The organism is Paenibacillus chitinolyticus NBRC 15660 (genome assembly GCF_000739915.1).
Lineage (GTDB): Bacteria > Bacillota > Bacilli > Paenibacillales > NBRC-103111 > Paenibacillus_F > Paenibacillus_F chitinolyticus.
The window spans coordinates 264,681-288,867 of record NZ_BBJT01000006.1 but is presented as its reverse complement, the minus strand read 5'-3'; the positions used below and the strand labels follow the sequence as shown (position 1 = coordinate 288,867).

Genomic DNA, 24,187 nt, shown 5'->3' with positions numbered 1-24,187 from the left:
GTGGAGGACACTTATGCATTCGTTTACTTATGAATCAAAAGATTCCAATAATAACAGCAAAGAAATTTTGGGATTGCTGCAATTTTATACGAATTTAAGCCGGAATGTATCTTGGCTGATAGGAGATCTGGAGTTGGTTCCAACTTACATCGGGGATTATCACCCAAGCGGGAAAGTCGAACCGCCGCAGAGGGTTTCGCTTACGTCGATCCAAAGATTCCAAGAAGAAGGTTTTCTCTGGCTATCTCTTAAGGAAATAGAGGAAATGCTGGAGGACTCGTTATCGGTTTGCCGCGCTGTTTTTGTGTGCCTGCCTGAGCATATGGAAGTGAGCCATTTTCATGGTGATGCCGAAAGTACCTCTTTACAGCATGAATCCGCTTTGCATGAAATAACGGTTTTGGATGATTTGATCATGATCCACAGCCGTTCTGAACTTTTACCTCCTATAAGAAAGGGAAAAGTATGATTGTATTCAATTTAATTAGGAGAGTCGGACAAAATGAGAAAGCATAACACATTTGGAAAAGCTCTTATTGGTAAATCAACATGAATCAAACTTTACTTAATGTTCTACTACTCCTTCTATTTATTGGTGTAGTTATTCAACTGATTCATTATTGGATTAAAAAGAATCCTGCTCACTGTTGCGATTGCAAAATTTTGGAGAAGAAGTCTGAAAAGTTTGCAGGGATGAACGGGAAGATGGTCCATATATGTAACATTGTAATCTTATGTGAGGATAAGATTATTGAGTTGCGAGTATTGGACCAGCAAACTTTTAATGCAATGCAAGAACAAGATAAAGGCCGAATTAAATATAGAGGGAATTTTATGATTAGTTTCAAAAAAAATATTACAACAGGATAAGGTGATTATAATTGTCGCCCCTTTTCTGGTCCAATTAAAATCCAAGCCACTCCTCCAAAAAGAAGGAGCCTCCTAACAGGCATCCTTCTTTTCTCTTTCCCGCCACGCCCCTTCCTCCCCACAAAAAAACGCAGAAATGATACAATAGACGCAGAAGTTTTTTTACCTTTACCCCACGCACCAAGAAACGCACAAACTGTCTGAAATCGGGTGAACACGATGAATCTCAAAGGGATGACGGTCCGGGAGCTGCTCCAGCTTCCGATATTGAAAGACGCGTCGCTGATCAGCGGAGAGGAAGGGCTGGACCGCGTTGTACGCTATATCGACATTATGGAGGTCCCTGATATCAAGGGCTGGCTACGGGAAGGCGAGCTTATTCTAACCACCGGCTACTCCATGCGCAACGATCCGGGCCTGGTGCTGGAGCTGATGGAAGAGCTGAGAAGGGCGGATGCCGCGGCACTTGCGATCAAACCGGAGCGGTTCATGGGCGGCATTCCCGCCGAGATGGTGGAGCTGAGCAACCGGTACCGGATTCCGGTGATCCAGATTCCGCCGGGAATTCCGTATATCGATATCACGCACACGGTGATGGAGCAGATTTTGAATACACAAGCGGCTCTGCTGCGCAGATCCGAGGAAGTGAACAAGACGCTGACCGGTCTTGTGCTGCACAACAAAGGCATCCAGGTGGTGGCGGACAGCGTGGCGGAGCTGGTCCAGGCGCCCATCTGGGTGATCCACAAACACGGCCGCGTCATCGTTTCGTCGCCCGCTGATGCGGGAGATCCGCCGGCCGGCCGGACGAAGAGCTGGGACGTGTCGGTGGACAAGCAGTTCGCCGGGCGCCTCATCATCGGGAAGGACCAGCTCGACGAGCTCGAGCTGGTCTGCATCGAGCATGCGCGGCTGGTGTTCTCGCTGGAGCTGATGCGCCGCAAGATCGCCTACGACACGGAGCAGCGGCTGCAGGGCAACTTCTTCGAGGAGCTGCTGATGGGCTTGCCCTTGTCCAGGCAGGACGCCGAGAACAAGGGAAGGCAGCTTGGCCTCCAGAAGGACTGGTGCTGGGAAGTCTGCATCGTCGAAGGCGAGCCGCACCTGTTCGAGGAGCACGCCTCCCTGCCGGCCGCCCTGGGCGAGCTGACGGACAGCGAGTCGGCCGCCCGCAAGGTCAAGTCCCATCTGCTCCGGCAGGGGGACCGGCTCGTCCTTCTGCTGGCTTCGCCGGCGGTGCCGGAGCCGAGCACGAAGCAGCCGGTCGCCGGTAGAACGGCCGGGTGGGCCGATGTTCTGGCCCCGCTGCTGGACTCCCACAGCCAAATCCGGACCGGCTTCGGCGGCAAAGCTCCGCTCTGGGAAGTGTACCGCAGCTACGTGAAGGCCAAAAAAGCGATGACCATCGGCTGCCGGCTGGACAAGGAACGCCGTACGTTCAGCTACGACGAGATCGAGATGTTCGATCTGCTGCTGGAATCGTCGGCCTATGTAGGGTTCGATGCGTTCACGGAGAAGAAGATCGGCAAGCTCTCCAAGTATGACCGGGACAACGGAACCGATCTTGTGCCCACCTTCCATGCCTACCTGGCGGCCGGGGGCAGTCTGATCGAAGCGGCGAACAAGCTGTACATCCACCGAAACTCCGTGAAATACCGGTTGGACCGCATCAAAGACATAGCTGACATAGACATGGAAGATACGTCGAAACGGCTGATATATTATTTGTGCACGTCGTTTTATTTATTGAAAAATTTGGAATGAAATCCGGCCTTTTGTGCTCCGAGCACAAAGGGCCTTCGTTATTTTTGGTAGTCGAGAACATGGTCCGCCTCTTTGGAAACGAATACAATATTACCAATCCAGCATTAACAAGCCACACGAAGTCTACAAAAGCAAGCGAAAACGAGGAAGGATGGGAAGCCATGATCGGAGTGATCCGCGTATTAACGACGGAAGATACGAAGGTTCTCGAGCAGCACGGAAAATTACTGGAAGAGACGTATGGACTGCCGGTTGTGAGCAAATGCATTCCGGATCAGCCCCTCGGCATTTATGACGGGGAGACGGAAGCCATCGCCGTTCCGAAAATTGTCGAGCTGGGCAAGCGAATGGAGTCGGAAGGCTGCACGGTGCTGGTCATTTCCTGCGCGGCGGACCCGGCGATCGGGCCTCTGCGCGATAGCGTCTCGGTGCCGGTCATCGGAGCGGGAAGCGCCGCGGCGTACGCGGCATTGTCCATGGGCCGGCCCGTTGGCGTACTAGGTATCACGGAGGAAGCGCCTGCGGTCATCCGCGATCTGCTCGGCGATAAGCTTGTCCGCTACACGCGTCCCGAAGGCGTCACCAACACGACGGATCTCATGACACCGGCCGGACGCGAGAAAGCGGTCGAAGCCGCCCGCTCCTTGCTGGATGCGGGGACGAAGGTCATCGTGTTCGCCTGCACGGGCTTCTCGACCATCGGCCTGGCCGCCGTCCTCCGGAGCGAACTGCATGTTCCGGTCGTCGACGCCGTCGAAGCGGAGGGCTTGTTCGCCTCCCATTACTACAAGCAGCTCGATGATGTCCGCGAGCCGAATTAAGTCAAGCTCGTGACTTGGACATCGGCCAGATCGTACCTGCTTCTGATCTTCTGCGTCTTCGTTTGGGCGCTGAATTACATGGTCCGACAGGTGCTGCTCCGGGAGTTTCCTCCCATGTTTCTCTCGGCGCTGAGCTTGACGATCGTGTCCGGCACCTTTCTGCTGTGGGCGTGGGGAACGCGCGCTTTTGTGAAAATAACGGGAAAAGACGCGCTCTGGCTTTGCTGCTCGGCCGGAATCGGCCTCATTGCGAACCAGATCCTGCTGTTCCGGGGACTCCAGCTCACGACGGCTACGAACGCGTCGCTTATTTTTACACTGTCGCCTTTGTTTACGGCCGGTCTGGCCGCTCTTTTCCTGAAAGAACGGGTGACCTGGCGCATGGTGGCGGGCAGTGTGATCGCCATTTCGGGTCTGGCTTTCGCCTTGAATGTCCGCGGTTTGCAGTTTAATGCAGGGGACTGGATTATGGCAGGCGCGACGTTTACCTTTTCGTGCAACTTGATTTTTGTCCGCATTTTGACGAGGCGGCTTTCTCCCTTTATCGTGACGGTTTACAGCTTCGCACTCAGCGCTGTGCTCTTCGATCCGTTCGTTCTGGCGGCCGGAGAGGCCACCTGGATACATCCCGCGGGGATGTGGGCGCTCGTTATCGTGACGGTGATCGTGGCGCAGGGGCTTACGGGGGTCATGTGGAACAAAGGCATGCAGACACTCGGCGCGGCGAAAGCGGCCATCGTGCTGAATTTGCAGCCGCTGATGACGATGCTGCTGGAATTTCTTCTTTTCGGCCGCGCCGTTACGGCTCCGCAGCTTTTCGGGGCTGCGCTTGTTTTTACCGGGGTTCTCCTCGGAACGGTTCAACTGCGTATATTTTCCATGAAAAAGAAACGGACGTTACCGGAAGTTTTGCCGGATTCGGCCGGAAAGTAATTTCGTTCGGAAAGCGCCCGCGAGCCGGTTTTGTCATACCCTCGGGCTATATTCTAGTAAAGCTTTAAAGCGGTATGGGCGAGATGGAATAGGATGTTTACGATGAATGCCGTACACGTGACGAATGGGACACGCCTGGTAGGTATAGCCTATACATGTTGCGAGAGCACGGCCGGAACGACGGTGAGGGTTGCCTCTATCACGAGGTTTATAAGGCGATTTTTACCGCATTGCACTTTCGTTTGTCGGAACATTCCATTTTGCACATACTACTTGTATAAAAAATACTTGCACCTCTGCCTTCGGCTTCATTCCCGTAACAGAAAAAAAGTTTCCTGAAGGAAACAGATGACGGGAGAATGGTTCTACATCAAGTGATTAGGGGGATTGTCCATGGAAGAGAAAGAGGAAAAGGAAAAGAAGCACCCGAGTATTTTCGAGCCGTTCGCACTGATCTTGAACATTGTCACCAGTGTGATCGGGGCCATTATCGGGATGCAGCTCGTCACGACGCTGGGGGTAACCCCGAATACCGCGATTATCGGAGCGCTTGTCGCGATGCTGATCGCCCGGATTCCCGTGATGATATTCCGCAAATACAAATCGATCCACCGCCAGAATCTGGTTCAGACGTCTATTTCCTCGGCGACGTTCGGAGCGGCCAACAGCCTGCTCATTCCGATCGGGATTCCGTTTGCGATGGGCGCGACGGAACTGATCGTGCCGATGCTGATCGGAGCCGCGCTGGCGATGTTCGTCGACGCGACGCTGCTGTACAAGCTCTTTGACTCCAAACTATTCCCGGCAAAAGGAACCTGGGCGCCCGGCGTGGCTACCGCGGAATCGATCCTGGCGGGGGATAAAGGCGGCAAGCGCGCGCTGCTGCTCGGTGTCGGAACCGTTATCGGGCTCATCGGCTCGTATTTTAAAATCTCGATGTCCGCTTTCGGTGTCGCGTTTATCGGAAACATCTGGGCGCTGACGATGTTTGGCATCGGCCTGATGATCCGGCAGTATTCGGTGCCGTGGTTCGATATCGACGTCAATCAGCTGTACATCGCCCACGGGGTCATGATCGGCGCCGGTATCGTCGCGCTCATCCAGGCGGGGATGCTCCTTTTCAAGCGCCCGAAAACGGCGGGTTCCGAAGCGGAGAGCGAGGAAGAAGTCAGGGACATCAGGCTGACAAGGACGGATAAAGAAGCCCGCCGCACCCTCAGCCTCGGCTTTGCCGCTTACCTGGTCATCGCCCTGCTCATTGCCATCATTGGCGGCATTATGACGAAAATGTCGCTCGGCATGCTGATCGGCTTCATCATTTTCGCCGCTTTCGCCGCCTTCGTGCACGAGATCATCGTAGGGATCGCCGCCATGCATTCCGGCTGGTTCCCGGCGTTTGCCGTCGCTTTTATTACGCTGCTGTTCGGCATGCTGATCGGGTTTCCGCCGGTTGCGCTTGCGCTTCTGGCCGGCTTCAGCGCCGCGACGGGCCCGGCGTTTGCGGATATGGGCTACGATTTGAAAGCCGGATACATTCTCCGGGGCAACGGCAAAGATCCCGAGCTTGAGCTTCACGGGAGAAAACAGCAGTACATCACGGCGATGATCGCTTTCGGCGTCGCGCTGCTGACCGTGCTGCTCTCGTACAAAGGCTATTTTGCGCAAAATCTCGTTCCGCCTATCGATAAAGTGTACGTGTCGACCATCCAGGCCGGAGCTTCGGCCGATATTGCCCGCCAACTGCTGCTTTGGGCGATTCCCGGCGCGATTGTCCAATTGCTCGGAGGACCGTCCCGTCAGATCGGGGTGCTTTTCGCAACGGGTCTTCTGATCGTTTCGCCGAATGCGTGCTGGGCGGTACTCGCCGGTATTCTGATCCGGATCGTTGTTCTGAAAATTTTCAAGAAAGAAGCCGAAACGCCGATGAGCATTCTCGCCGCCGGCTTTATCGCGGGGGATGCCCTGTACAGCTTCTTTAGCTCCGTATTCAAACTGAAAAAATGAGGTGACTTCCATGACGAGACTTAAGCTGAACGAAGAAATGGTAGAGCAGGCCGTATACGGCGGCGCCGTTCTCGGCGGCGGTGGCGGCGGCTGGATCGAAGAAGGGCTGAAGCTGGGACGCCTGGCGCTGGAAGTCGGCGAGCCCGAGCTGATCTCTCTCGACGAATTCGGGGACGACGACCTGCTGGTCACCGTCTCCATGGTCGGCGCTCCCGCGGCCAAAGAACAGTTTGTGAAGCCCGTTCATTATGCGAAGGCGCTTGAGATGCTCGCGGCCAAAATCGGCCGGCCCATCCAGGGGCTGCACACGAACGAGAACGGGGCCGGGACGACGGTCAACGGCTGGTTCCAGTCGGCGATCACCGGCGTGCCGCTCGTCGATTTCGCCTGCAACGGCCGGGCCCACCCGACCGGTTCCATGGGTTCGATGAACTTGTCCGAGGTGGAGGACTATGTATCCCATCAAGCGGCCGCAGGCGGCCGTGGCGACCGCTACATCGAGCTGAGCATCTCCGGGTCGCTTGACAAGGCGTCGACGATGATCCGCAAGGCTTCCATCGAAGCGGGCGGTCTCGTGGCCGTCGCCCGGAACCCCGTAACGGCGGCTTACGCGAGAGCCAACGGCGCGGCCGGGGCCATTACGCAGGCGATCGAAGTCGGCCGGGCGCTGCTCTCCGCGAAGGGAGAAGCCGCCATCGAGGCCGTGGTCGCGCAGCTCGGAGGCAAGGTCGTAACCGCCGGTACGGTAACGGACTTCTCGCTGGAAACGGCGGGCGGTTTCGATGCCGGAACCGTACGGATCGACGACGCGTACGAGATGACGTTCTGGAACGAGTACATGACGCTGGAGAAAGACGGGGAGCGATTTGCCACCTTCCCGGATCTGATCATGACGCTGGACGCGAAAACGGCGAAGCCGATCGTATCGGCCGCCATCGCGAAAGGGCAGCACATCGCCGTCATTGCGGTGCCCGCCGAGAAGCTGCTGCTCAGCACGACGATGAGAAACCGCAAGCTGCTGCAGGCGGTGGAAGACATTATCAAGAAGCCGGTTCTTTCTTATCTGGATTAAATCCGGGTTCATTCATTTCGACATCAAAGTGAATTCATACGGAGGAAGTTAATATGACCCTTAAACAAACGATGACCGTTCTCGATACACTGGACAGTATTTATGCAAGCGGAGCGAAGGTCAAAGAATTGTTCGACGCCTATCCCGGCATATCGGTGACCGTTTCCAAAGTCAGCGGAGAAAAAGGAAGCACGGATTTCGTCAAAGTCGTAATCCCCGGCACGGACGGCAAAAGCAAGGGCGGCAGCGCGCCGACTTTCGGCATTATCGGCCGTCTGGGCGGCATCGGAGCGCGCCCGAGCCGCATCGGCCTCGTATCCGATGCGGACGGAGCGGTTGCGGCTGTCGCGGCCGCATTGAAGCTGGCGGATATGCAGACGAAGGGCGATGCGCTCCCGGGAGATGTGATCGTCACGACTCACATCTGCCCGGACGCGCCGACCCGCCCGCATGAACCGGTCGATTTTATGGATTCGCCGGTCGATATCCTGACGATGAACCGGGAGGAAGTCGTGCCCGAAATGGACGCGATTCTGTCCATCGACACGACGAAGGGCAACCGCGTGATCAATCACAAAGGCATCGCGATATCGCCGACTGTGAAGGAAGGGTACATTCTCCGCGTCAGCGACGATCTGCTCCGCATTATGGAGATGACGACCGGTCAGCATGCGGTGACGTTCCCGGTTACGATGCAGGACATCACGCCGTACGGCAACGACCTGTATCACATCAACTCCATCCTTCAGCCGTGCGTAGCGACGGATGCTCCCGTCGTCGGCGTCGCGGTAACGGCGCAATCCGTCGTGCCGGGCTGCGGAACGGGAGCGAGCCACGAGACGGACATCGCGGCAGCGGCGCGTTTCGCCATTGAAGCGGCCAAGGAAACGACGTCCGGAACGTGCGCTTTCTACGACCCGGAGGAATTTAGCCTGATCACGAAGCTGTACGGGTCCATGAAAATTTTGCAGACCAGCGGCAAGTAAGCGGGGAACCGGACAGCAGACAGGGGAGGTTCCCCTGTCCTTTTTTTTCAGCCGCTTCGGGCGGATCTTACATGGGGGTGGAGAACATGGGAAAACTGGGAATGATCACAATCGGTCAAGCGCCCCGGACGGACGTGGCGCCGATTATAGAGCGCTGCCTGGAGGGACGCGCGGAACTCGTTCAAGGCGGCGCCTTGGACGGGCTGGATAAAGCGCATATCGAGAGGGAGCTTTTTCCGGAAGAAGGGCAGTACGTACTGACCTCGCGTCTGGCGAACGGCGAATCCGTCGTGATGTCGCGCGAGAAGCTGCAGCCTCTGCTGCAGAAGCGGATTAGCGAGTTCGAGAAGGCCGGAATCCGGCACATTTTGCTGCTGTGCACAGGCGTATTCCCCGGTCTCCGGGCAGAGCGGTCGTATCTGATCGAGCCCGACCATCTTATCCCTCCCGCTGTCAAAGCGATGGCCGGCGGCCGCAGGCTCGGCGTGCTCGTACCGCTGCAGGAGCAGTGTACAACGCTTGCGCAGAAGTACGAGCCCTACGGCTTGAGCCCGGTTTTTGCCGTCGCGTCGCCGTACAAACGGGATGAAGCCGAATTCCGGCGTGCCGCCGAGGAACTGAAAGAGAAGAGCGACATCATCGTACTGGACTGTATGGGGTACACGGAGGAAGCGCGGCAGTTCATGGCGGAGGCTTCGGGCAAGCCGGTGGTTCTCTCCAATGCCCTGATGGGCAAGCTCGTATCGGAAATGATATAGAAGAAGCCAAATTCGAAAGGATGAAGATTATGAACGAATCACTCATCGAAGTCGGCAAACACGTGCTGCAAAGCAGTCTGGGACTGCAGGCCCGGGAATCATTCCTTGTCGTCTCGGACGAGGATAAGAGACATCTTGCGGAGCCGCTATACGAAGCGGGAAAAGCGCTTGGCGCGGAGGCTGTGCTTATGGTCATGAAGGACCGGTACAGACCGGGCGAAGAGCCTCCTTCCGCAGTTGCGGCAGCCATGATCACCTCAAACGTGGTCGTCTGCATCACGAAGCAGTCTCTCACGCATACGCAGGCCCGCAAAAATGCGGCTGCCGCCGGAGCGAGGCTGGCCACGATGCCGGGCATCACGGAGGATATGTTCCTCCACGGCGCCATTTCGGCCGATTATGCCGAGGTTAAGCGTCTGACGGATCAAGTGACGAAGCTCTTAACCGGGGCCCGGGAGGTGCGCATCGAGAAGGACGGCTACACGCTCACTTTCCCTGTGGAGGGAAGAAAAGGCGTGCCGAGCACGGGGCTGTATCTGAATCCCGGCGAGTCGGGGAATTTGCCGTCCGGCGAAGCCTACATCGCGCCGCTGGAAGGAACGGCGGAAGGGCAAATCCTGATCGACGGGTCCATTGCCGGAATCGGCAAGCTGAGCGAGCCTCTTCTGCTCACCATCGAACAGGGCCGTATCGTAAAAGCGGAAGGCGAAGCCGGTCCGCAGCTCCTGGGCATGCTCGGAGACAAAGACGGCCGGCTCCTCTGCGAATTCGGAGTCGGAACGAACGATAAAGCGAGAATCACCGGCGTCATCCTGGAAGACGAGAAGGTGTACGGCACGATACATGTGGCCTTCGGCAGCAACAATACGTTCGGAGGAACGATCACGGCCGGCGTCCATATCGACGGGCTCGTTAAGGAGCCGACCGTATATCTGGACGGCAAGCTCCTCATGGAGAAGGGGAAGCTGGCTCTTTAGGCGTAACACTCTGTCGGTACCCGCCCCGTACTCTGTACAATCCGGGCCGTCCGCGGCCCATAAATCAATCGCCAGTCCTCTTTATGCTCCGACAGAGCGTGAAGAGGACTGGCGATTTTTTTATCATCCATCGGGATCTTTGGAAGCAAGGGGAAGCGAGAGCGTGAATTCCGTTCCCTTATGAAGCTCGCTGAACACCGAGACCGTTCCGTTCATGGAACGGATCACTTGATAAGAATACGTAAGGCCCAGGCCGGTGCCCGTATTTTTGGTGGAATAATAGATGGAGCCGAGCCGCCTCAACTGTTCTTTATTCATCCCGATCCCATTGTCCCGGATATGTACTTTCACGAGCAGCCCGTCCGTATGCATACGCAGCGTGACGTTTCCTTTTTGTATGGCGGAACAGGCTTCGACGGCGTTTTTTACGAAATTGACAAGGAGCTGTTTCATTTCGGCTCTGTTAGCGGATAATCGTACGGGTTCGGACGGGACATGCAGGATCAGCGACACATTGTTCATTGTGGCATAGGGAGTCATAACCTCCGCGACAGCCTCCAGCTCATGGGCGAGATCGATGACTTCGCGCTTTTGCGTTAAAGGCTTGGACATGGATAAATACTCCGACAGAATCGCTTCCGTCCGCTTCACTTCCTCGATGCTGATGTCAATGAACCGGTGAAGTTTTTCGGGAGGCATCGCCTGATCTTGACGGATCAGCTTTAAAAAACCGAGCACGGTGGTGAGCGGGTTGCGCACTTCATGCACCAGGGAAGCGGCGACCTGGCCGACGGCCTCGATTTTCTCGCTCTGCAGGTACCTCAGGTACATGTCCTTATCCGTGGCGGACTTTTCAAACAAGTAGATCAGCAGCAGAACTCCGACCGAATTGTGAACGGGTATGATCAGAATATGGTAAGTCAAATGTGTCAAAATATAATCGGGCCGGTTGATATACAAGAGAAGAAGGGGAAAGAAAGAATAGCAGAGTCCGGCCATAACGGCGACCAGGTACTTCTGGCTTGTCCTGTGGTAGACACTGCACAGCAAGACCGACAGGGGGAACATAACCATCATCATGCCCATGGCCGAAGAGGTCCCGGGACCTCCCAAATAAAGGCGATACAGAACAAACTCCAGCATAAGCAGAAGGCCGATGCGAAACCCGCCGAACACAAGCGCGAAAAAAAGGATGACGTAGCGGACATCGAACTGGATGCCTTTTTCGACGCTGGAAGCGAATGTCATGGAAAGAAACAGGCAGATCATGGAGGTAATCAGAATAAATTTTTTGGTGTAATTGGTGTCCCTGTCCCGGTAATAGAAGCTGTACAGTACGAAAGGCATAAGGGAAAAAAAGAGCTGTAGTAAAAGATCTTTGATCTGCGCCAATATCGCTCACCCTCTGGACGTGGTTATCTTTATCCGATCCCTAACACTATTCGGCAGGAGGAAGGAATTTCCTGGGGTTCAAAATGAATATTTCCAGTAAACGGGAGAAATCGCAGTTTTCTGATTTCCTAAATGTGTTATAATCCACGATATCGGAGAAAGGGGACCCGTTATGTCTGTGAATAACCCGGAAAAAGTAACGCGGCAGAGAGAAGAACGCAGGTCGCAGATTCTTCATGCGTCCATCGGAATTTTCGCGAATAAGGGCCTCGCGGCGGCCAAAATATCGGATATTGCGGAAGCGGCGGGCATTTCCCACGGCCATGTATATAACTATTATTCCTCCAAAGAAGAGCTGTTCGTCAGCCTGGTCAAGATGCTTCAGGAAAGATACGGCAGAGTCTGCGAAGAGGCCCGCGGCCGGGAAGGAAATGCGCGCGATAAGCTTCTTTGGCATGCCCGGAAAATCGGGGAGGACGAGAATGCGTTGAACGGCATGCATGTCGTTCTGCATGCGGAGACGATCGCCGGTATTTCCGCGGAGGAAAAGCGGGAGATACCGCGCAGGGCCGTCGAAAACCTCCAGCCGATTATCGCGATCGTGAAGCAGGGACAAGAAGAGGGGACGTTCCGGGAAGGAAGACCCGAAGAATTGGCGGTGCTTTACTTCGCTCTGCTCAACGGAGTCAGCGGGGCCCGGCGCAGAGGACTGGGCGCCGTAGCGAGCCCGGATGAAGAGCAACTGGTCGGGCTGCTTTGCAAATAAGCCGGCGGCTATGGACAAGGGGACGCCTTCTTTTCAAGTATTGTTAAAAAAGTATTGACTTCCCAAAAAAGGGCTGATAGAATCATTCCAACAAGGAATGACTGACTAGTCAGTTAGTATATTCTTAAAACCGACTATTTTTATGCGAATATAAGGTTTAATTGTTTTAGGAGTGAATCGCGATAACTCTGGTATCCTACCGGTCCACTGGTGGCACCTTGCACGGCCCGCTTAACGCGCGCTGTCGGGTGTCTTTTTTTGTACTCCAAATTTTTGTGCAAAGGGGCACGGCGGATGAACAAACTTCAAGCATCGCTAGCGGCTGCGGCGCTCGCCATAGGCTTGGCCGGACTTACGGGATGCGGCGCCGGACAGGCCGCGACAACCGCCTCCGGGACGGATGCGCCCAAGGGCGCATATACCGTCAACCTCGCAAACAACGGGGGCGGCGGGCTGTTCCTCCTGGCCAAGGAGAAAGGCTGGTTCGAGGAGGAATTCGCCAAAATCGGCGGAGACGTCAAATGGTCCGAGTTTCCTAGCGGACCGGCTCTTCTGGAGGCGCTGGCCGCGGGACGCGTCGATTTCTCCTGGCTCGGGGACGGGGCGGCGATATCCGCTCAGGCGAACAACCTGCCGGTCACGACGCTGTCTCTGCTCTCCGAAGGCTTGAAAGGACTCAACATCGTGATCGTCCCGGCCAAAAGCACCGCCCAGAGCCTTGCGGATTTGAAAGGAAAAAAGATCGCGATTGCCAAGGGGACTACGCTTCATGTTTTTTTCATCAAAGCGGTTAAGCAGGCGGGGCTGAAAGAATCCGACTTCCAGCTTATCCAGCTCCAGGCGGAAGAAGCTGTCGCCGCTTTCGAATCGGGAGCGGTGGATGCCTGGGTCGGACTCGACCCGTATACGAGCATCCAGATCGCCAAAAACGGCGCGCGCGTCCTGACGAGCGGGGAAGCTCTGAACATCAAAGCGCCGGTGCTTACGATCGGCCGGACCGATTTTGTCAAGGAGCATCCGGGGGCGGCGGAAGCTTTCCTGAAAGGATTCGAGAAAGCGATAGCTTTTCAGAAGGAGCACCGGGATGAGGTCGTCGAGTTCATAGCGAAGGCGAAGAAGGCGGACCGGGCGACGATCGAGCTGGTGGTACAAAATACCGAGTATTCGAACGTTCCGATTTCAAAAGAGATTTTCGGTGTCCAGCAGGCCTCGGCAGACATTCTCCTGGAAGCGGGCTTTATCAAGAAGAAAATCGACGTGACGCATAACACGGACAGCAAAGCGATTGAAGCCGTGAAAGCGGCTAAATAAGGAGGAGGAGGCGAAGACCGTGTCAGCTTTGGGACAATTAAACCCGTCTTCCCCGGCCGCCAAGGGCCTGGATGAGGGGGAAGGAAGACGAGCCGCCGCAGGAAGAGCATCCGCCAGACGCGGAGGCAAACTGAAAATCGCCCTGCTCGGGCTCGTGCTGCCGCTGGCGGCGCTTGCCGCCTGGCAGACGGCAAGCGGGCTGAAGCTGGTCTCCGCGACGCTATTTCCTTCACCGCTCAGCATTGCGGAGGAATTCGCAGGAATGGTTCAATCCGGAGAGCTTTTCCATCATCTGAAGGTGAGCGTGCAGCGGGCCGCCTATGGATTTCTGCTCGGCGGCTCGCTCGGTCTCCTGACCGGTATGCTGGTCGGGTTGAGAAAAAGAGCCGAGTACATGCTCGACCCTACTTTACAGATGCTCCGCACCGTTCCGCATCTTGCGATCACGCCGCTTTTTATACTCTGGTTCGGGTTCGACGAGTTGTCCAAAATTTTGCTGATCGCGCTGGGAGCTTTTTTCCCGCTGTACGTGAATACATTCCTGGGCGTCCGGAACGTGGACTCCAAGCTGTTTGACGTAGCCAAAGTGCTGGAGTTTAGCCGCTTCCGGCAAATTACGAAGCTGGTGCTCCCCTCGGCGCTGCCGAATGTCCTGCTCGGTCTCAGGCTGTCGCTGGGCGTCGCCTGGCTGGGGCTCGTCGTGGCGGAGCTGATGGGATCAAGCGAGGGCATCGGGTATATGATCCAGGATGCCCGGCAGTTTTCCAGAACGACCGCCGTGTTTGTGGGCATCCTTATTTTCGCTGTTGTCGGCAAGCTTGTGGATTCCGTCGTGCGGCTGCTGGAAGAGCGGCTGTTGAAATGGCGCGACAATTACAAGGGATAGTCCCGGTAAGGGCAGACGCGCTGCCGGTCCGGGCTTGCCGCTGACGATAAATCAACCATTTTAAAGGAGGAAAAGAACATGAGTGAACAAGTGAAGGTAATCCCGGTTTCAGGAAGAATTGGTGCCATTATTGAAGGGATTTCATTGTCCGGCAATCTCGATGAAAGCACGGTAGGTTTTATCCGCGAAAAGCTGCTCAAGCATAAGGTTATTTTCTTCCGGGGACAAAATCACCTGGACAATGCTGGACAGGAAGAGTTTACAAAGCTGCTCGGCAGCCCGGTCGCTCATCCGACGATTAAGCCCAAAGACGGCACGGATTACGTGCTGGAGCTGGATTCGACCCACGGGGGCCGCGCCAACGTATGGCACACGGATGTGACATTTGTCGATGCATATCCGGCGGCTTCTATTCTCCGGGGGATTGTGATTCCCGAAGCGGGCGGGGATACGGTGTGGGCGAATACGGCCGCGGCTTATGAACTGCTTCCTGCGGAGCTGCGCGAGCTGGCCGACAAGCTGCGGGTGCTGCACACCAATGAATTCGATTATGCGGCCACAATCAGAACGGTTAACGCCCTGGGCAGCGAAGCGGCACGCAAATACCGGGAGAGCTTCGCTTCCACGGTCTACGAAACGGAGCATCCGCTCGTCCGCGTTCACCCGGAAACGGGAGAGAAGACACTTGTTTTGGGCGGCTTCGCCAAAAAAATCGAAGGCTTCTCCGTTGCCGATTCCCAGAAGCTGATCGCCTTGTTCCAGGAACATATCACAAGCCTGGAAAATACCGTGCGCTGGCGCTGGGCCGAAGGCGACGTGGCGATCTGGGATAACCGCGCCACGCAGCATTACGCCGTGAACGATTACGGCGATCAGCACCGGGTCGTACGCCGGGTCACGATTGCCGGCGACGTCCCGATCGGCGTGGACGGCCGCAAGAGTGCAACGCGCATCGTCTCGGAGCCCGCGCCAGCGGCTGCGGCTAGCGCGTCGTAAGCGGGCTGCGGACGCTCAGCCCTGCGCAGGGCTGGCCCGGGCGGAAGCCGGAACGCCGACTGGAGCGTAGGCGGAGCCGAACGGGTGCGCAGCCGTAGAGGGAGCACAGTCAAGCGAGTGCTGATGGGGAGCGCTGCCGTAGAAAGGAGCGGACACAGCGCCTGACCCGGCCCGCGACTTCAGCGCGAGCCCTTCGTGGCGGCAGCAGCCAAGCACCGTTCCCGCGCAGCCGCCTGTCCCGCCAGCGAAGCACGGGTGCGCGTTCCGGCATTGCGAGGGAACGGCCGCGTACCTCCCGCGCCCCTGCTCCCAACGAAGAAGAGAGCGTATCCCGTCAGCGGGGATACGCTCTCTTCTTCGTTGTGCTGCCCGGCCGGGCTTAGCTGAAGGTGTACCGCGCACTCACGGCGGCATAAACATGCAGCTCACCCGGCTGAATCGGGGTGGCCGGACCGGCGGCCAGCATGGAGGCCTTGAACGGGACGGGCTCGTTCTGGCCGCTGAGCTCCCGGACGGACTCCGGAACCGCCGCGAGGGTGACTCCGAGGGACGCCGCTATCGTCAGCGCCTTCTCTCGGGCGTTCCGGACGGCGAGGGTCAGCGCTTCCTTGCTGTATTTCTGCGGCTGGGACGTCCGGAAAGAAATTCCCGAAACGGAGTTGGCCCCTTTGGAGACGGCGGTATCGACAATCGTTCCGGTTTCTCCGACCCGATCCGTCGTAATTTTCAGCAGATGAGTGACCCGGTAGCCGCGGAAAATCTGTTTGCCGTCCTGAAAGTCGTACTGGGGATCGATCCGGAATTCATCCGTCTGGATGCTGCTCCGGGGGATTCCGAGCTGCAGCAGGGAGTCGATCACGGCCGAGATGATCCGGGCGTTCTCGGCCTGCGCGGGTGAGAGGGTTTCTCCCTCCGTGACGGCTCCCAGCACGATCACGGCTTGGTCGGGAATGACGGAGACGATTCCGTCGCCCGTAACTTCAATGACAGCCGGTTTGCCTGCCCGGTATCCGGGTGACGGAGGAAGCGACGGCGGGGGTGCAAAACCGTACATGGCCGGTCTCCTTTCTGGATGCGAGAGGTGTTATATCTTAGTGTATGGAATCCGGGCCTTCCGCATGCCGGCAGCATGGATACGCGGGTCGACGGACGGACGGCGGCAGGTTTGATTATAACGAAACTCTCCTTACGGCGCTTTGCCGGCGATTGGCTACAATGGAAACATGAGAAATCGTCCGCAAAAGGAGGGGTTTGGCATGATTCGGGATATTCATGCGATGTTTTTGGTGACCGGCATTATGGCAAGCGGCAAATCGACGGTCGCGCAGCTGTTGGCGGAGCGGTTCGAGAAATCGGTTCATCTCCGGGGAGATCATTTCCGTAAAATGATCGTCAACGACCGAAAGGAAGTTCAGCCGGACGCGGAAGCCGATCAAATGGAGCAGCTTCTGCTGCGGTACAGGCTGACCGCACAAGCCGCGGACACCTATTATTCAGCCGGATTCACCGTCGTGATGCAGGATGTCGTCGTAGGCCGCGTGCTGAGCGATTTCCTCTCGCTGCTGGAAGACAGGCCCCTGTACGTGATCGTACTGTGCCCCGGCGAGGAAGAAGTCGCGAGCAGAGAAGCGGCCCGGTCCAAGAAGGGATACGGCGTATGGACCGTATCCGCACTGAACGGCGTGCTGCACGGGGAAACCCCGCGGGTCGGTTTGTGGCTGGACTCGACCGGTCTGACGCCGGAGGAAACCGTGGATGCGATTTTGGAGCGCGTATGGGAGGAAGGGATTGTCCGGACCCAGGATTTCGGGGATTAGGAAAGCACGAATCTGCCGAGTGTACTTCTTTTGGATGGCTATGTTAGGGAATTCTATTGAACTTTCATTAAAGAGAGCAGGCTAGAATGCCCGGCGCGCGTTGCAGTCCTGGGCGGGGCGAGCGAACCCCACGCGATTTTTGAACAAGAAAAGGAGGTACTTACATGTCTAATCGTTCAAATGAGGAATTGTTAGCCGGCGGCAACGTCTCAAAGGTATATAGGTCGGGTAATACGGTCAGAAGGGAGTTAAAGCCGAATAGCCCCAACATTCATGCCCTGTTAAACCATCTTGACAACAAAGGATACGGTTATGCCCCTAAATACCTGGGTACGGATGAAAAAGGAAGAGAAATTTTATCCTTTATCGAAGGGGAAGCCGGTAATTATCCTTTGAAGAAATACATGCGGTCGGATGATGTCTTACAGGAAATTGCGAAAATGCTCCGTCTCTATCATGATGCTGTAAGCGACTTTTCATTTGATGACAGTTGGCAGCCATTCGACCATACGCCACAACCTTTGGAGGTCATATGCCACAACGATTTTGCCGTATACAACATTATTTTTCAGCATGAAAAACCGATAGGCATTATTGATTTTGATGCGGCCGGACCGGGTCCGCGGCTTTGGGACATAGCGTACACTCTTTACACTTGTGTGCCGTTAAGCCGATTGCATCTTACTGAAACGGGCGAAATCGTTTACTATGATTCCTTTCAAGATGCTTCCCGCATTAAAAACAGAGTGAACTTGTTTTTTGATTGTTACGGTGAAGGATTTGCGGAAAATTACATAGACATGGTACTGCTGCGATTGGAAGGATTGTGTAAAACAATAACAAGAAGAGCGAGTGAAGGTGACCTGGCTTTTCAAAAGATGCTGGATGAAGGACATCTTGAGCATTATCGAAAGGATATTCATTTCATTTCCGAGCATAGGAATGACTGGACTTAAATTTTTCTTCCGTCAAAGGGGCTTTAAAGGAGGTTTTGCCGGTGAGCACGAGTCGGGAAGCGGAAGCGTGGGCGGGAGCTGACCTGGAAATCAGAAAAGCGGTTCCGGCCGAAACGCCTCTTTTGCAGGAGCTGTATGTGGAAGCGGCCCGCTGGAGAGTTTCGCGGGGCATTCTGCTCTGGGACGAGAAGACGTTCACCCCGGAATATTTCGCGGAACTGATGGCCGATTGTGAACTGTTCATCGCTTATTCGGGCGGAGAAGCCGTGGGCTGCTTCACGCTCCAGTGGAGCGACAAGCTCCTGTGGGGAGAGAGGGACCGAGGCGATGCGGGCTATCTGCACCGGCTCGTTGTGACGCGCAAGCGCAGCGGACTTCGGCTGGGTACCCGGCTGCTCGAATGGGCGGAGGATTATATCAGGCAGACGGGCAAAACGTATTTCCGGCTGGACTGCATGTCGGAGAACGCCAGGCTCAACGCGTATTACCGGAACGCCGGATTCGTTTATCTGGAAACCGTGACGGGAGACGGATGGAGCGCCAACCTGTATGAGAAAAAGCTGTAAGACGGCTGCGGCATGCAGCCTTTTTTTTGCGCGGTCCGTTTATCGTGAGAGGGGACCGCGAAGTAACGGCCGAGCAGCCGGAACCGCAAGCGGCGGGGAATGCAGCTTCCTTCAAAAAACAACAAAAAATGGTTGATAACGTCCCGCTTTAGTGGTACAGTATTAAAAACTTAGTATTCCGCTTTGAATTGTCGAGTATCGACCGGACAGCCGGAGAAGTCGCTTCTAGTGACCTCTCTGGCTTTTTGCGTTGTTACGCGCAGTTCCACACCTAGGAGAAAAAGGAGTGTCAGATCTATGGGAAGCTCACCCTCCATCGTCATCCGTGAAGCGGCAGAGGCGGATCGCGAAGCGGTTCGCGCGGTGATGCTTGAAGCTTATCTGCAGTATGCCGACGTCATGTCCGCGCAAAGGTGGCAGCAGTACCGGGAAGATATCGGCGCCGCCGCCGACAAGGGCGATCCCGTCGCACGGCTCGTCGCCGAGGCGGACGGGAAAATCGTCGGAACCGTCCAGTTGTTCGTTTCCTCGGAGGCGGCTTACGGCAGACCGGAGCTGGAGATCCATACGCCGATTATCCGCTATTTGTCCGTCTCGCCGGAAGCGCGGGGCAGAGGCGTCGCGACGGAGCTTATTAAAGAAAGCGCGAAGCGCTCCCTGGAGCTCGGGGCCTCGACGCTTCATCTTCATACGTCCGATATGATGGCTTCCGCCGTGAGCCTTTATGAGCGGCTGGGATTCCAGCGCGCGTTTGACAAGGAGTTCCATAACGGCGAGGTGCTTGTCAAAAGCTATCGGCTGGAGCTGCGCGAATCCGCCTTTTTTACGGCCTCGTAGAGAAAATCTTTACATAGGAGAGCGCAGGCAGGTAAGGCGGGCGGCAAGAAAAAGCGCGATACATGTTCAACTATCCATAACGAAGCGGGGGAGCGAGTCTAATGAAGAAACAAGTAAACAAATGGTTGGCGGGAGCGGGAATTTTAGTGTTGGCGGTAGTGTCTGCGGGCTGCGGCAAAGCCGTTGAAACGGGTGGAGGGACGACGACGGCGGCCACGGACAAACCGGGGGAAAGCCCGGCGGGCCAAGCCCGGAAGGTCATAGTCGGCACGGGGACCAAGTTCCCTCAGGTGTGCTTTATCGACCAGAACGGTAAGCTGACGGGATTTGACGTGGAGTTGATCAAAGAGCTTGATAAGCGGATACCGGAATACGAATTCGAATTCAAAACGATGGAGTTCCAGAGTCTGCTGCTCAGCCTGGAAACGAACAAGATCGACTTCATCGCCCATCAAATGGAAAAAAATCCGGAGCGCGAGCAGAAATATTTGTTCAATAAAGAACCGTACAGCATTTTCCTGAACAAAGTCGCCGTCGAGATCAACAACGACACCATCAAAACCATCGACGATCTGAAAGGCAAAAAAGTCCGCACCGGAGCGACAAGCAACGAAGCGTACATCCTCCAGGAGTACAACAAGAAGAACAATAACGCCATCGAGATCGTGTACGACAACGCGACGGCCAACGATCTGGTGGATAAAATCCGCAAAGGGCGCATCGACGCCACGGTGACGTCGGATTTCGCGCTTCGCAACTATACGGACAAAGACGGCAAGGTCGCGCTGAAAACGGTCGGCGAGCCGCTTACGGAGTCGGATGTGCTGTATGTATTCCGCAAAACAGACGGAAAGCTGGCCGATCGGATCGATCAGGCCATCAAGGAAGTGAAAGCGGACGGAACGCTGTCCAAGCTGAGCATTCAGTGGCTCGGCCAAGATTTCTCGAACGTGGGCACGCAGAAGAAATAAGAACCCGAAGGTTCGTACGAGAGAGGTGGTATCATGGGCAGAAGATTCGAGGCGGACTATATCTTCTTCTTTATTCCGAAGCTGCTTTCCTATCTGCACATTACGCTGCTGATCGTGGGAAGCTCCATCCTGCTGGGGCTGATCATCGGGTTTCTTATCGCTTTGCCCCGGCTCTATAACGTGCCCGTCCTGAGGCGGATCAGTGGGGTCTACGTGTCCTTCTTCCGGGGGACGCCGATTCTCATCCAGTTGTTCCTGATCTATTACGGACTGCCGGAATTGCTGAAAATCGTCCAGGTGGACGTGTCCAAAACGCCGGTGCTCCTGTTCGTCATTCTTACCTACTCGCTGCACACCGGCGCCTATGTCTCCGAGATGATCCGGTCGGCGGTGGCGGCCGTTGACCGGGGGCAGGTCGAGGCGGCCTATGCGGTCGGCATGAACGGGTACCAGGCATTCACCCGGATCGTCATGCCGCAGGCGCTCGGGATCGCGCTGCCCGTTTTCGGCAACCTGGTCATCGGCAACCTGAAAGACTCCTCGCTCGCCTTCACGCTGGGCGTCATGGAAATGACGGGCAAATCCGAGACGCTGGGCACGGCGACGCAGCATTTTATAGAAATTTATATCGCGCTGTCGCTGATTTATTTCGTCGTCAGCTTTATTTTGCAGAAAGGCTTCGATGCCGCCGAGAAAAGACTGCTGCGCCACAGCAGGCCGCTTGCGGATACGTCCGGTAAAACGGCGGCGCGCCCGAACATCTTCAGACGGCTCCAGCCGGGAATCAAAAAGGAGGCGCCGGGCTATGAACCTTGATCCTTCCTTCATCGGCACGGCTTTTCTGAGTCTGCTGTCGGCTTTGCCGGTGACCCTGTATATTACGGCCGTCTCCGTACTGGGAGGGCTGCTGATCGGCACAGTCATTGCGCTGGTGCGCATTTACCGGGTGCCGGTTCTGTATCCGGCGGCGGTTGCGTACGTGACCTTTATCCGGGGAACGCCGATGCTGATGCACTTGTTCCTCGTTTATTTCGGGCTTCCGGCCGTGTTGGATACGCTCGCGGACCGTTACGGCTGGTCCTTTAACTCGGGCTCCATCCCGCTCGTCGCTTTCGTGATCATCGCTTTCTCCATCACGGCGGGGGCCTATATGTCCGAAGTGGTCCGGGCGGGCATCGGGGCGGTGGACCGGGGGCAGATCGAGGCGGCTTACGCCGTCGGCCTGACGACTGCGCAGGCGCTGCGGCGCATCGTGTTTCCCCAGGCATTTGCGGTCAGCCTGCCCAATTTGACGAACTCCGTCATTTCCATGCTGCATGCGACCACGCTCGCTTTTACCATCTCGGTGGTGGAAATTAACGCTCAGGCCAACATCGTGGCGTCTACGAACTGGAAGTTTTTCGAAGCCTATATCGCGGCCGCTCTTCTGTTCTGGGGCATTACGGTCCTGGTGGAAAAGGCATCGTCCGCTCTGGAAAAGCGGTTTACTCTTTACAATCGGGGTGGAGTGGCATGATTAAACTGACCGGCATTTCAAAATCGTTCGGGAAGCAGGAAGTGCTGAAAGGCATCGACCTGACCGTGCATAAAGGAGAAGTAGTCGTCATCCTGGGGCCGAGCGGATCGGGCAAAACGACGCTGCTGCGGTGCATCAATTTTCTGGAAAAGCCGAACGCCGGCGAAGTGACGATCGGGGATTTTACCGTCGATTGCAAGCGCTCGGGCCGCAAAGAGATTCATACGCTGCGCAAGAAAACCGCGATGGTTTTCCAGCAGTACAATTTGTTTAAGCACAAGACCGTTCTGGAAAATGTGATGGAAGGACTGGTCGTCGCGCAGAAGCTTCCGAAAGACGAGGCGCGCGCGCGAAGCGCGGAAGTGCTGCTGAAAGTGGGGCTTTCCGGGAAACTGGACGCCTATCCGAGCCAATTGTCCGGAGGTCAACAGCAGCGCGTCGGAATCGCGCGGGCACTGGCGCTGAATCCGGAAGTCATCCTGTTCGACGAACCGACGTCGGCTCTGGACCCCGAACTTGTCGGGGAGGTGCTTGCGGTTATCCGCAAGATCGCCAAAGAGGGCATAACGATGATTGTCGTGACGCATGAAATGGGATTCGCCAGAGAAGTGTCCAATCATGTGGTCTTTATGGACGGCGGCGCCATCGTCGAGGAAGGCCCGCCGGGCGAGCTGTTTAACGCACCCAAGGAAGAGCGGACCCGCCAGTTTCTGAAGCGGATCACTCCCGAACTGAACTATTCCATTTAAAACGCGGAGCCGGAAAAAGACGGAACTGTAATGACGGAACTGCAAAGAACGCAAGTACAAAAGACCAACTGCAAAAACGGTTCCGTCTGTACGGCCGGAATTCGTTTTTTTACAAGGAGGAAACCAAGATATGGCCATTAAACTGAGTATTCTGGACCAGACCCCTATCTACGAAGGCGACACCGGGACGGAGGCTTTCAATCGGACCGTTGCGCTGGCCCGGCGGGCGGAGGAGCTCGGTTATCACCGCTTCTGGGTAGCGGAACATCACGATTCCGCGCACGTCGCCGGATCTTCGCCGGAAGTGCTGATCTCCCATCTGCTGGCCAAAACCGAACGCATCCGGCTCGGATCGGGAGGCGTCATGCTCCAGCATTACAGCCCGTACAAAGTCGCGGAAAACTTTAACGTGCTGTCCGCGCTCGGACCGGGAAGGATCGATCTGGGGATCGGCCGCGCTCCCGGCGGGCTGCCGAGATCGACGCAGGCGCTTCAAAAAAACGTCGTGGATGCCGACTCCCTGACGGACAAAATCGTCGAGCTGCGCAAATTTCTTCACAACCGGCTGGAAGAAGATCACCCGCTGGCCGGTCTCCGTGCGAATCCGGTACCGGAGCGGCCCGCGGATCTTTACGTGCTCGGAGCGAGCACCGGAAGCGCCCGGATTGCTGCGGAACTGGGTCTGCCTTACGTGTTCTCGCTGTTTATCAACGGAGATCCGCAGACGGCCGTGGAAGCCATCGGGACGTATCGGCGCGAGTTCAATTACGCGGGCGGCGCGCAGCCGGCGGCCATACTCGCTTTGTCCGTCATTGCGGCCGGGAGTGAGGAAGAAGCGGAGGAACTGGCCGGAGACCACAAGCTGGTCAAAATCCATCTGGAGAGCGGCCGGACGATTACGGTCAGCACCTTGGAGCATGCGGAGGAGTTCGGTAAGCAGAGCAGCGAGAACTTCACGATCGAGGTGAAGGAGCCCTCGGTGACGAAAGGGACGATCGAAACCGTGAAAAAAGAGCTGCTGGAGCTGCAGCGGGTCACCGGTGTGGACGAATTTATCGTTTTGACCGCGGTCAAAGATTTTGCGAAGCGGCTGCGGTCGTTCGAGCTGCTGATCGAAGCGCTGTCGGGTGCGGACACGGCGGCTGAACCGGAAGCGGAAACGGCCGGTCGGCGCGTATCGGTAGAGGCTTGAGCTGCCGCGAATGGCGGGCGGCAATCCGCCGCCGCATTGCGCTTCTT

The 24,187-nt window shown here is 56.3% G+C and carries 24 protein-coding genes; 22 read left to right on the top strand and 2 right to left on the bottom strand.

From position 1 onward, the window contains the following. The first annotated feature begins 13 nt into the window (after window positions 1-13). The 9 genes from PCH01S_RS16760 to PCH01S_RS16715 all read left to right on the top strand — a co-directional run bounded on the left by PCH01S_RS16760 (window position 14) and on the right by PCH01S_RS16715 (window position 10,185). Complete coding sequence (locus PCH01S_RS16760; protein WP_042231050.1) at window positions 14-469, top strand: hypothetical protein; 456 nt, start codon at window positions 14-16, stop codon at window positions 467-469. A gap of 620 nt (window positions 470-1,089) precedes the next feature. Continuing rightward, window positions 1,090-2,634 (top strand): PucR family transcriptional regulator, encoded by a 1,545-nt coding sequence (locus PCH01S_RS16750; protein WP_042231048.1) that lies wholly within the window; start codon window positions 1,090-1,092, stop codon window positions 2,632-2,634. 161 nt (window positions 2,635-2,795) lie between these two features. Then, window positions 2,796-3,455 (top strand): aspartate/glutamate racemase family protein, encoded by a 660-nt coding sequence (locus PCH01S_RS16745; RefSeq protein WP_042231190.1) that lies wholly within the window; start codon window positions 2,796-2,798, stop codon window positions 3,453-3,455. A 9-nt stretch (window positions 3,456-3,464) separates the two neighbouring features. Continuing rightward, complete coding sequence (locus PCH01S_RS16740; RefSeq protein WP_042231047.1) at window positions 3,465-4,388, top strand: DMT family transporter; 924 nt, start codon at window positions 3,465-3,467, stop codon at window positions 4,386-4,388. Between the two features lie 393 nt (window positions 4,389-4,781). Then, window positions 4,782-6,392 (top strand): OPT/YSL family transporter, encoded by a 1,611-nt coding sequence (locus PCH01S_RS16735; RefSeq protein WP_042231046.1) that lies wholly within the window; start codon window positions 4,782-4,784, stop codon window positions 6,390-6,392. Between the two features lie 10 nt (window positions 6,393-6,402). Further along, entirely contained in the window at window positions 6,403-7,464 is a 1,062-nt protein-coding gene (locus tag PCH01S_RS16730; protein WP_042231045.1) for a DUF917 domain-containing protein, read from the top strand. Between the two features lie 53 nt (window positions 7,465-7,517). Beyond that, a complete protein-coding gene (locus PCH01S_RS16725) occupies window positions 7,518-8,450 on the top strand; it encodes a DUF1177 domain-containing protein (protein WP_042231044.1) in 933 nt (310 codons plus the stop codon). An 86-nt stretch (window positions 8,451-8,536) separates the two neighbouring features. Continuing rightward, window positions 8,537-9,208, top strand: coding sequence for an AroM family protein (locus PCH01S_RS16720; protein ID WP_241688832.1), 672 nt, complete (start codon window positions 8,537-8,539; stop codon window positions 9,206-9,208). 29 nt (window positions 9,209-9,237) lie between these two features. After that, window positions 9,238-10,185: an aminopeptidase gene (locus PCH01S_RS16715; protein WP_042231042.1), complete on the top strand. Its 948-nt coding sequence runs from the start codon at window positions 9,238-9,240 to the stop codon at window positions 10,183-10,185. Window positions 10,186-10,308: 123 nt separating this feature from the next. Here the strand turns inward: PCH01S_RS16715 and PCH01S_RS16710 are convergent, their stop codons facing one another. Further along, window positions 10,309-11,577, bottom strand: a complete 1,269-nt coding sequence (locus PCH01S_RS16710) for an ATP-binding protein (RefSeq protein WP_042231041.1) — start codon at window positions 11,575-11,577, stop codon at window positions 10,309-10,311. Between the two features lie 172 nt (window positions 11,578-11,749). Between PCH01S_RS16710 and PCH01S_RS16705 the strand changes: the two genes are divergently transcribed. The 4 genes from PCH01S_RS16705 to PCH01S_RS16690 all read left to right on the top strand — a co-directional run bounded on the left by PCH01S_RS16705 (window position 11,750) and on the right by PCH01S_RS16690 (window position 15,536). Further along, the gene (locus tag PCH01S_RS16705; protein WP_042231040.1) at window positions 11,750-12,343 is read left to right on the top strand and encodes a TetR/AcrR family transcriptional regulator; all 594 of its coding nucleotides are present in this window, start codon (window positions 11,750-11,752) and stop codon (window positions 12,341-12,343) included. A 294-nt stretch (window positions 12,344-12,637) separates the two neighbouring features. Next, window positions 12,638-13,654 (top strand): aliphatic sulfonate ABC transporter substrate-binding protein, encoded by a 1,017-nt coding sequence (locus PCH01S_RS16700; RefSeq protein ID WP_042231039.1) that lies wholly within the window; start codon window positions 12,638-12,640, stop codon window positions 13,652-13,654. Window positions 13,655-13,784: 130 nt separating this feature from the next. Further along, entirely contained in the window at window positions 13,785-14,540 is a 756-nt protein-coding gene (locus tag PCH01S_RS16695; protein ID WP_241688886.1) for an ABC transporter permease, read from the top strand. A 78-nt stretch (window positions 14,541-14,618) separates the two neighbouring features. Then, window positions 14,619-15,536, top strand: coding sequence for a TauD/TfdA dioxygenase family protein (locus PCH01S_RS16690; protein WP_042231037.1), 918 nt, complete (start codon window positions 14,619-14,621; stop codon window positions 15,534-15,536). Between the two features lie 379 nt (window positions 15,537-15,915). Here PCH01S_RS16690 and PCH01S_RS16685 read toward each other — a convergent pair whose 3' ends face one another. Beyond that, window positions 15,916-16,590 carry an SIMPL domain-containing protein gene (locus PCH01S_RS16685; RefSeq protein WP_042231035.1) on the bottom strand — a complete coding sequence of 225 codons (675 nt, stop codon included), beginning with the start codon at window positions 16,588-16,590 and terminating at the stop codon, window positions 15,916-15,918. A gap of 202 nt (window positions 16,591-16,792) precedes the next feature. Between PCH01S_RS16685 and PCH01S_RS16680 the strand changes: the two genes are divergently transcribed. The 9 genes from PCH01S_RS16680 to PCH01S_RS16640 all read left to right on the top strand — a co-directional run bounded on the left by PCH01S_RS16680 (window position 16,793) and on the right by PCH01S_RS16640 (window position 24,140). After that, entirely contained in the window at window positions 16,793-17,353 is a 561-nt protein-coding gene (locus tag PCH01S_RS16680) for an AAA family ATPase (protein WP_042231033.1), read from the top strand. Between the two features lie 164 nt (window positions 17,354-17,517). Continuing rightward, window positions 17,518-18,309, top strand: a complete 792-nt coding sequence (locus tag PCH01S_RS16675; protein WP_042231032.1) for a phosphotransferase enzyme family protein — start codon at window positions 17,518-17,520, stop codon at window positions 18,307-18,309. Window positions 18,310-18,350: 41 nt separating this feature from the next. Then, window positions 18,351-18,875, top strand: coding sequence for a GNAT family N-acetyltransferase (locus tag PCH01S_RS16670; RefSeq protein WP_042231031.1), 525 nt, complete (start codon window positions 18,351-18,353; stop codon window positions 18,873-18,875). Between the two features lie 297 nt (window positions 18,876-19,172). Then, a complete protein-coding gene (locus PCH01S_RS16665) occupies window positions 19,173-19,712 on the top strand; it encodes a GNAT family N-acetyltransferase (protein ID WP_042231030.1) in 540 nt (179 codons plus the stop codon). A 101-nt stretch (window positions 19,713-19,813) separates the two neighbouring features. Then, window positions 19,814-20,683, top strand: coding sequence for a transporter substrate-binding domain-containing protein (locus tag PCH01S_RS16660; RefSeq protein ID WP_042231029.1), 870 nt, complete (start codon window positions 19,814-19,816; stop codon window positions 20,681-20,683). Between the two features lie 33 nt (window positions 20,684-20,716). Beyond that, window positions 20,717-21,499 (top strand): amino acid ABC transporter permease, encoded by a 783-nt coding sequence (locus PCH01S_RS16655; RefSeq protein WP_042231028.1) that lies wholly within the window; start codon window positions 20,717-20,719, stop codon window positions 21,497-21,499. Next, the gene (locus tag PCH01S_RS16650; protein ID WP_042231027.1) at window positions 21,489-22,199 is read left to right on the top strand and encodes an amino acid ABC transporter permease; all 711 of its coding nucleotides are present in this window, start codon (window positions 21,489-21,491) and stop codon (window positions 22,197-22,199) included. Before PCH01S_RS16655 ends, PCH01S_RS16650 begins: the two co-directional genes overlap by 11 nt. Next, complete coding sequence (locus PCH01S_RS16645) at window positions 22,196-22,948, top strand: amino acid ABC transporter ATP-binding protein (RefSeq protein ID WP_042231026.1); 753 nt, start codon at window positions 22,196-22,198, stop codon at window positions 22,946-22,948. Before PCH01S_RS16650 ends, PCH01S_RS16645 begins: the two co-directional genes overlap by 4 nt. A gap of 130 nt (window positions 22,949-23,078) precedes the next feature. Next, the gene (locus tag PCH01S_RS16640; RefSeq protein WP_042231025.1) at window positions 23,079-24,140 is read left to right on the top strand and encodes an LLM class flavin-dependent oxidoreductase; all 1,062 of its coding nucleotides are present in this window, start codon (window positions 23,079-23,081) and stop codon (window positions 24,138-24,140) included. Window positions 24,141-24,187 lie beyond the last annotated feature (47 nt).

Excerpts from the sequence above, each read along its gene's own strand:
- PCH01S_RS16760 (WP_042231050.1), top strand. The coding sequence starts at position 14 with ATGCATTCGTTTACTTATGAATCAAAAGATTCCAATAATAACAGCAAA.
- PCH01S_RS16750 (WP_042231048.1), top strand. The coding sequence starts at position 1,090 with ATGAATCTCAAAGGGATGACGGTCCGGGAGCTGCTCCAGCTTCCGATA.
- PCH01S_RS16745 (WP_042231190.1), top strand. The coding sequence starts at position 2,796 with ATGATCGGAGTGATCCGCGTATTAACGACGGAAGATACGAAGGTTCTC.
- PCH01S_RS16735 (WP_042231046.1), top strand. The coding sequence starts at position 4,782 with ATGGAAGAGAAAGAGGAAAAGGAAAAGAAGCACCCGAGTATTTTCGAG.
- PCH01S_RS16730 (WP_042231045.1), top strand. The coding sequence starts at position 6,403 with ATGACGAGACTTAAGCTGAACGAAGAAATGGTAGAGCAGGCCGTATAC.
- PCH01S_RS16725 (WP_042231044.1), top strand. The coding sequence starts at position 7,518 with ATGACCCTTAAACAAACGATGACCGTTCTCGATACACTGGACAGTATT.
- PCH01S_RS16720 (WP_241688832.1), top strand. The coding sequence starts at position 8,537 with ATGGGAAAACTGGGAATGATCACAATCGGTCAAGCGCCCCGGACGGAC.
- PCH01S_RS16715 (WP_042231042.1), top strand. The coding sequence starts at position 9,238 with ATGAACGAATCACTCATCGAAGTCGGCAAACACGTGCTGCAAAGCAGT.
- PCH01S_RS16705 (WP_042231040.1), top strand. The coding sequence starts at position 11,750 with ATGTCTGTGAATAACCCGGAAAAAGTAACGCGGCAGAGAGAAGAACGC.
- PCH01S_RS16700 (WP_042231039.1), top strand. The coding sequence starts at position 12,638 with ATGAACAAACTTCAAGCATCGCTAGCGGCTGCGGCGCTCGCCATAGGC.
- PCH01S_RS16690 (WP_042231037.1), top strand. The coding sequence starts at position 14,619 with ATGAGTGAACAAGTGAAGGTAATCCCGGTTTCAGGAAGAATTGGTGCC.
- PCH01S_RS16685 (WP_042231035.1), bottom strand. The coding sequence starts at position 16,590 with ATGTACGGTTTTGCACCCCCGCCGTCGCTTCCTCCGTCACCCGGATAC.
- PCH01S_RS16680 (WP_042231033.1), top strand. The coding sequence starts at position 16,793 with ATGATTCGGGATATTCATGCGATGTTTTTGGTGACCGGCATTATGGCA.
- PCH01S_RS16675 (WP_042231032.1), top strand. The coding sequence starts at position 17,518 with ATGTCTAATCGTTCAAATGAGGAATTGTTAGCCGGCGGCAACGTCTCA.
- PCH01S_RS16665 (WP_042231030.1), top strand. The coding sequence starts at position 19,173 with ATGGGAAGCTCACCCTCCATCGTCATCCGTGAAGCGGCAGAGGCGGAT.
- PCH01S_RS16660 (WP_042231029.1), top strand. The coding sequence starts at position 19,814 with ATGAAGAAACAAGTAAACAAATGGTTGGCGGGAGCGGGAATTTTAGTG.
- PCH01S_RS16655 (WP_042231028.1), top strand. The coding sequence starts at position 20,717 with ATGGGCAGAAGATTCGAGGCGGACTATATCTTCTTCTTTATTCCGAAG.
- PCH01S_RS16650 (WP_042231027.1), top strand. The coding sequence starts at position 21,489 with ATGAACCTTGATCCTTCCTTCATCGGCACGGCTTTTCTGAGTCTGCTG.
- PCH01S_RS16645 (WP_042231026.1), top strand. The coding sequence starts at position 22,196 with ATGATTAAACTGACCGGCATTTCAAAATCGTTCGGGAAGCAGGAAGTG.
- PCH01S_RS16640 (WP_042231025.1), top strand. The coding sequence starts at position 23,079 with ATGGCCATTAAACTGAGTATTCTGGACCAGACCCCTATCTACGAAGGC.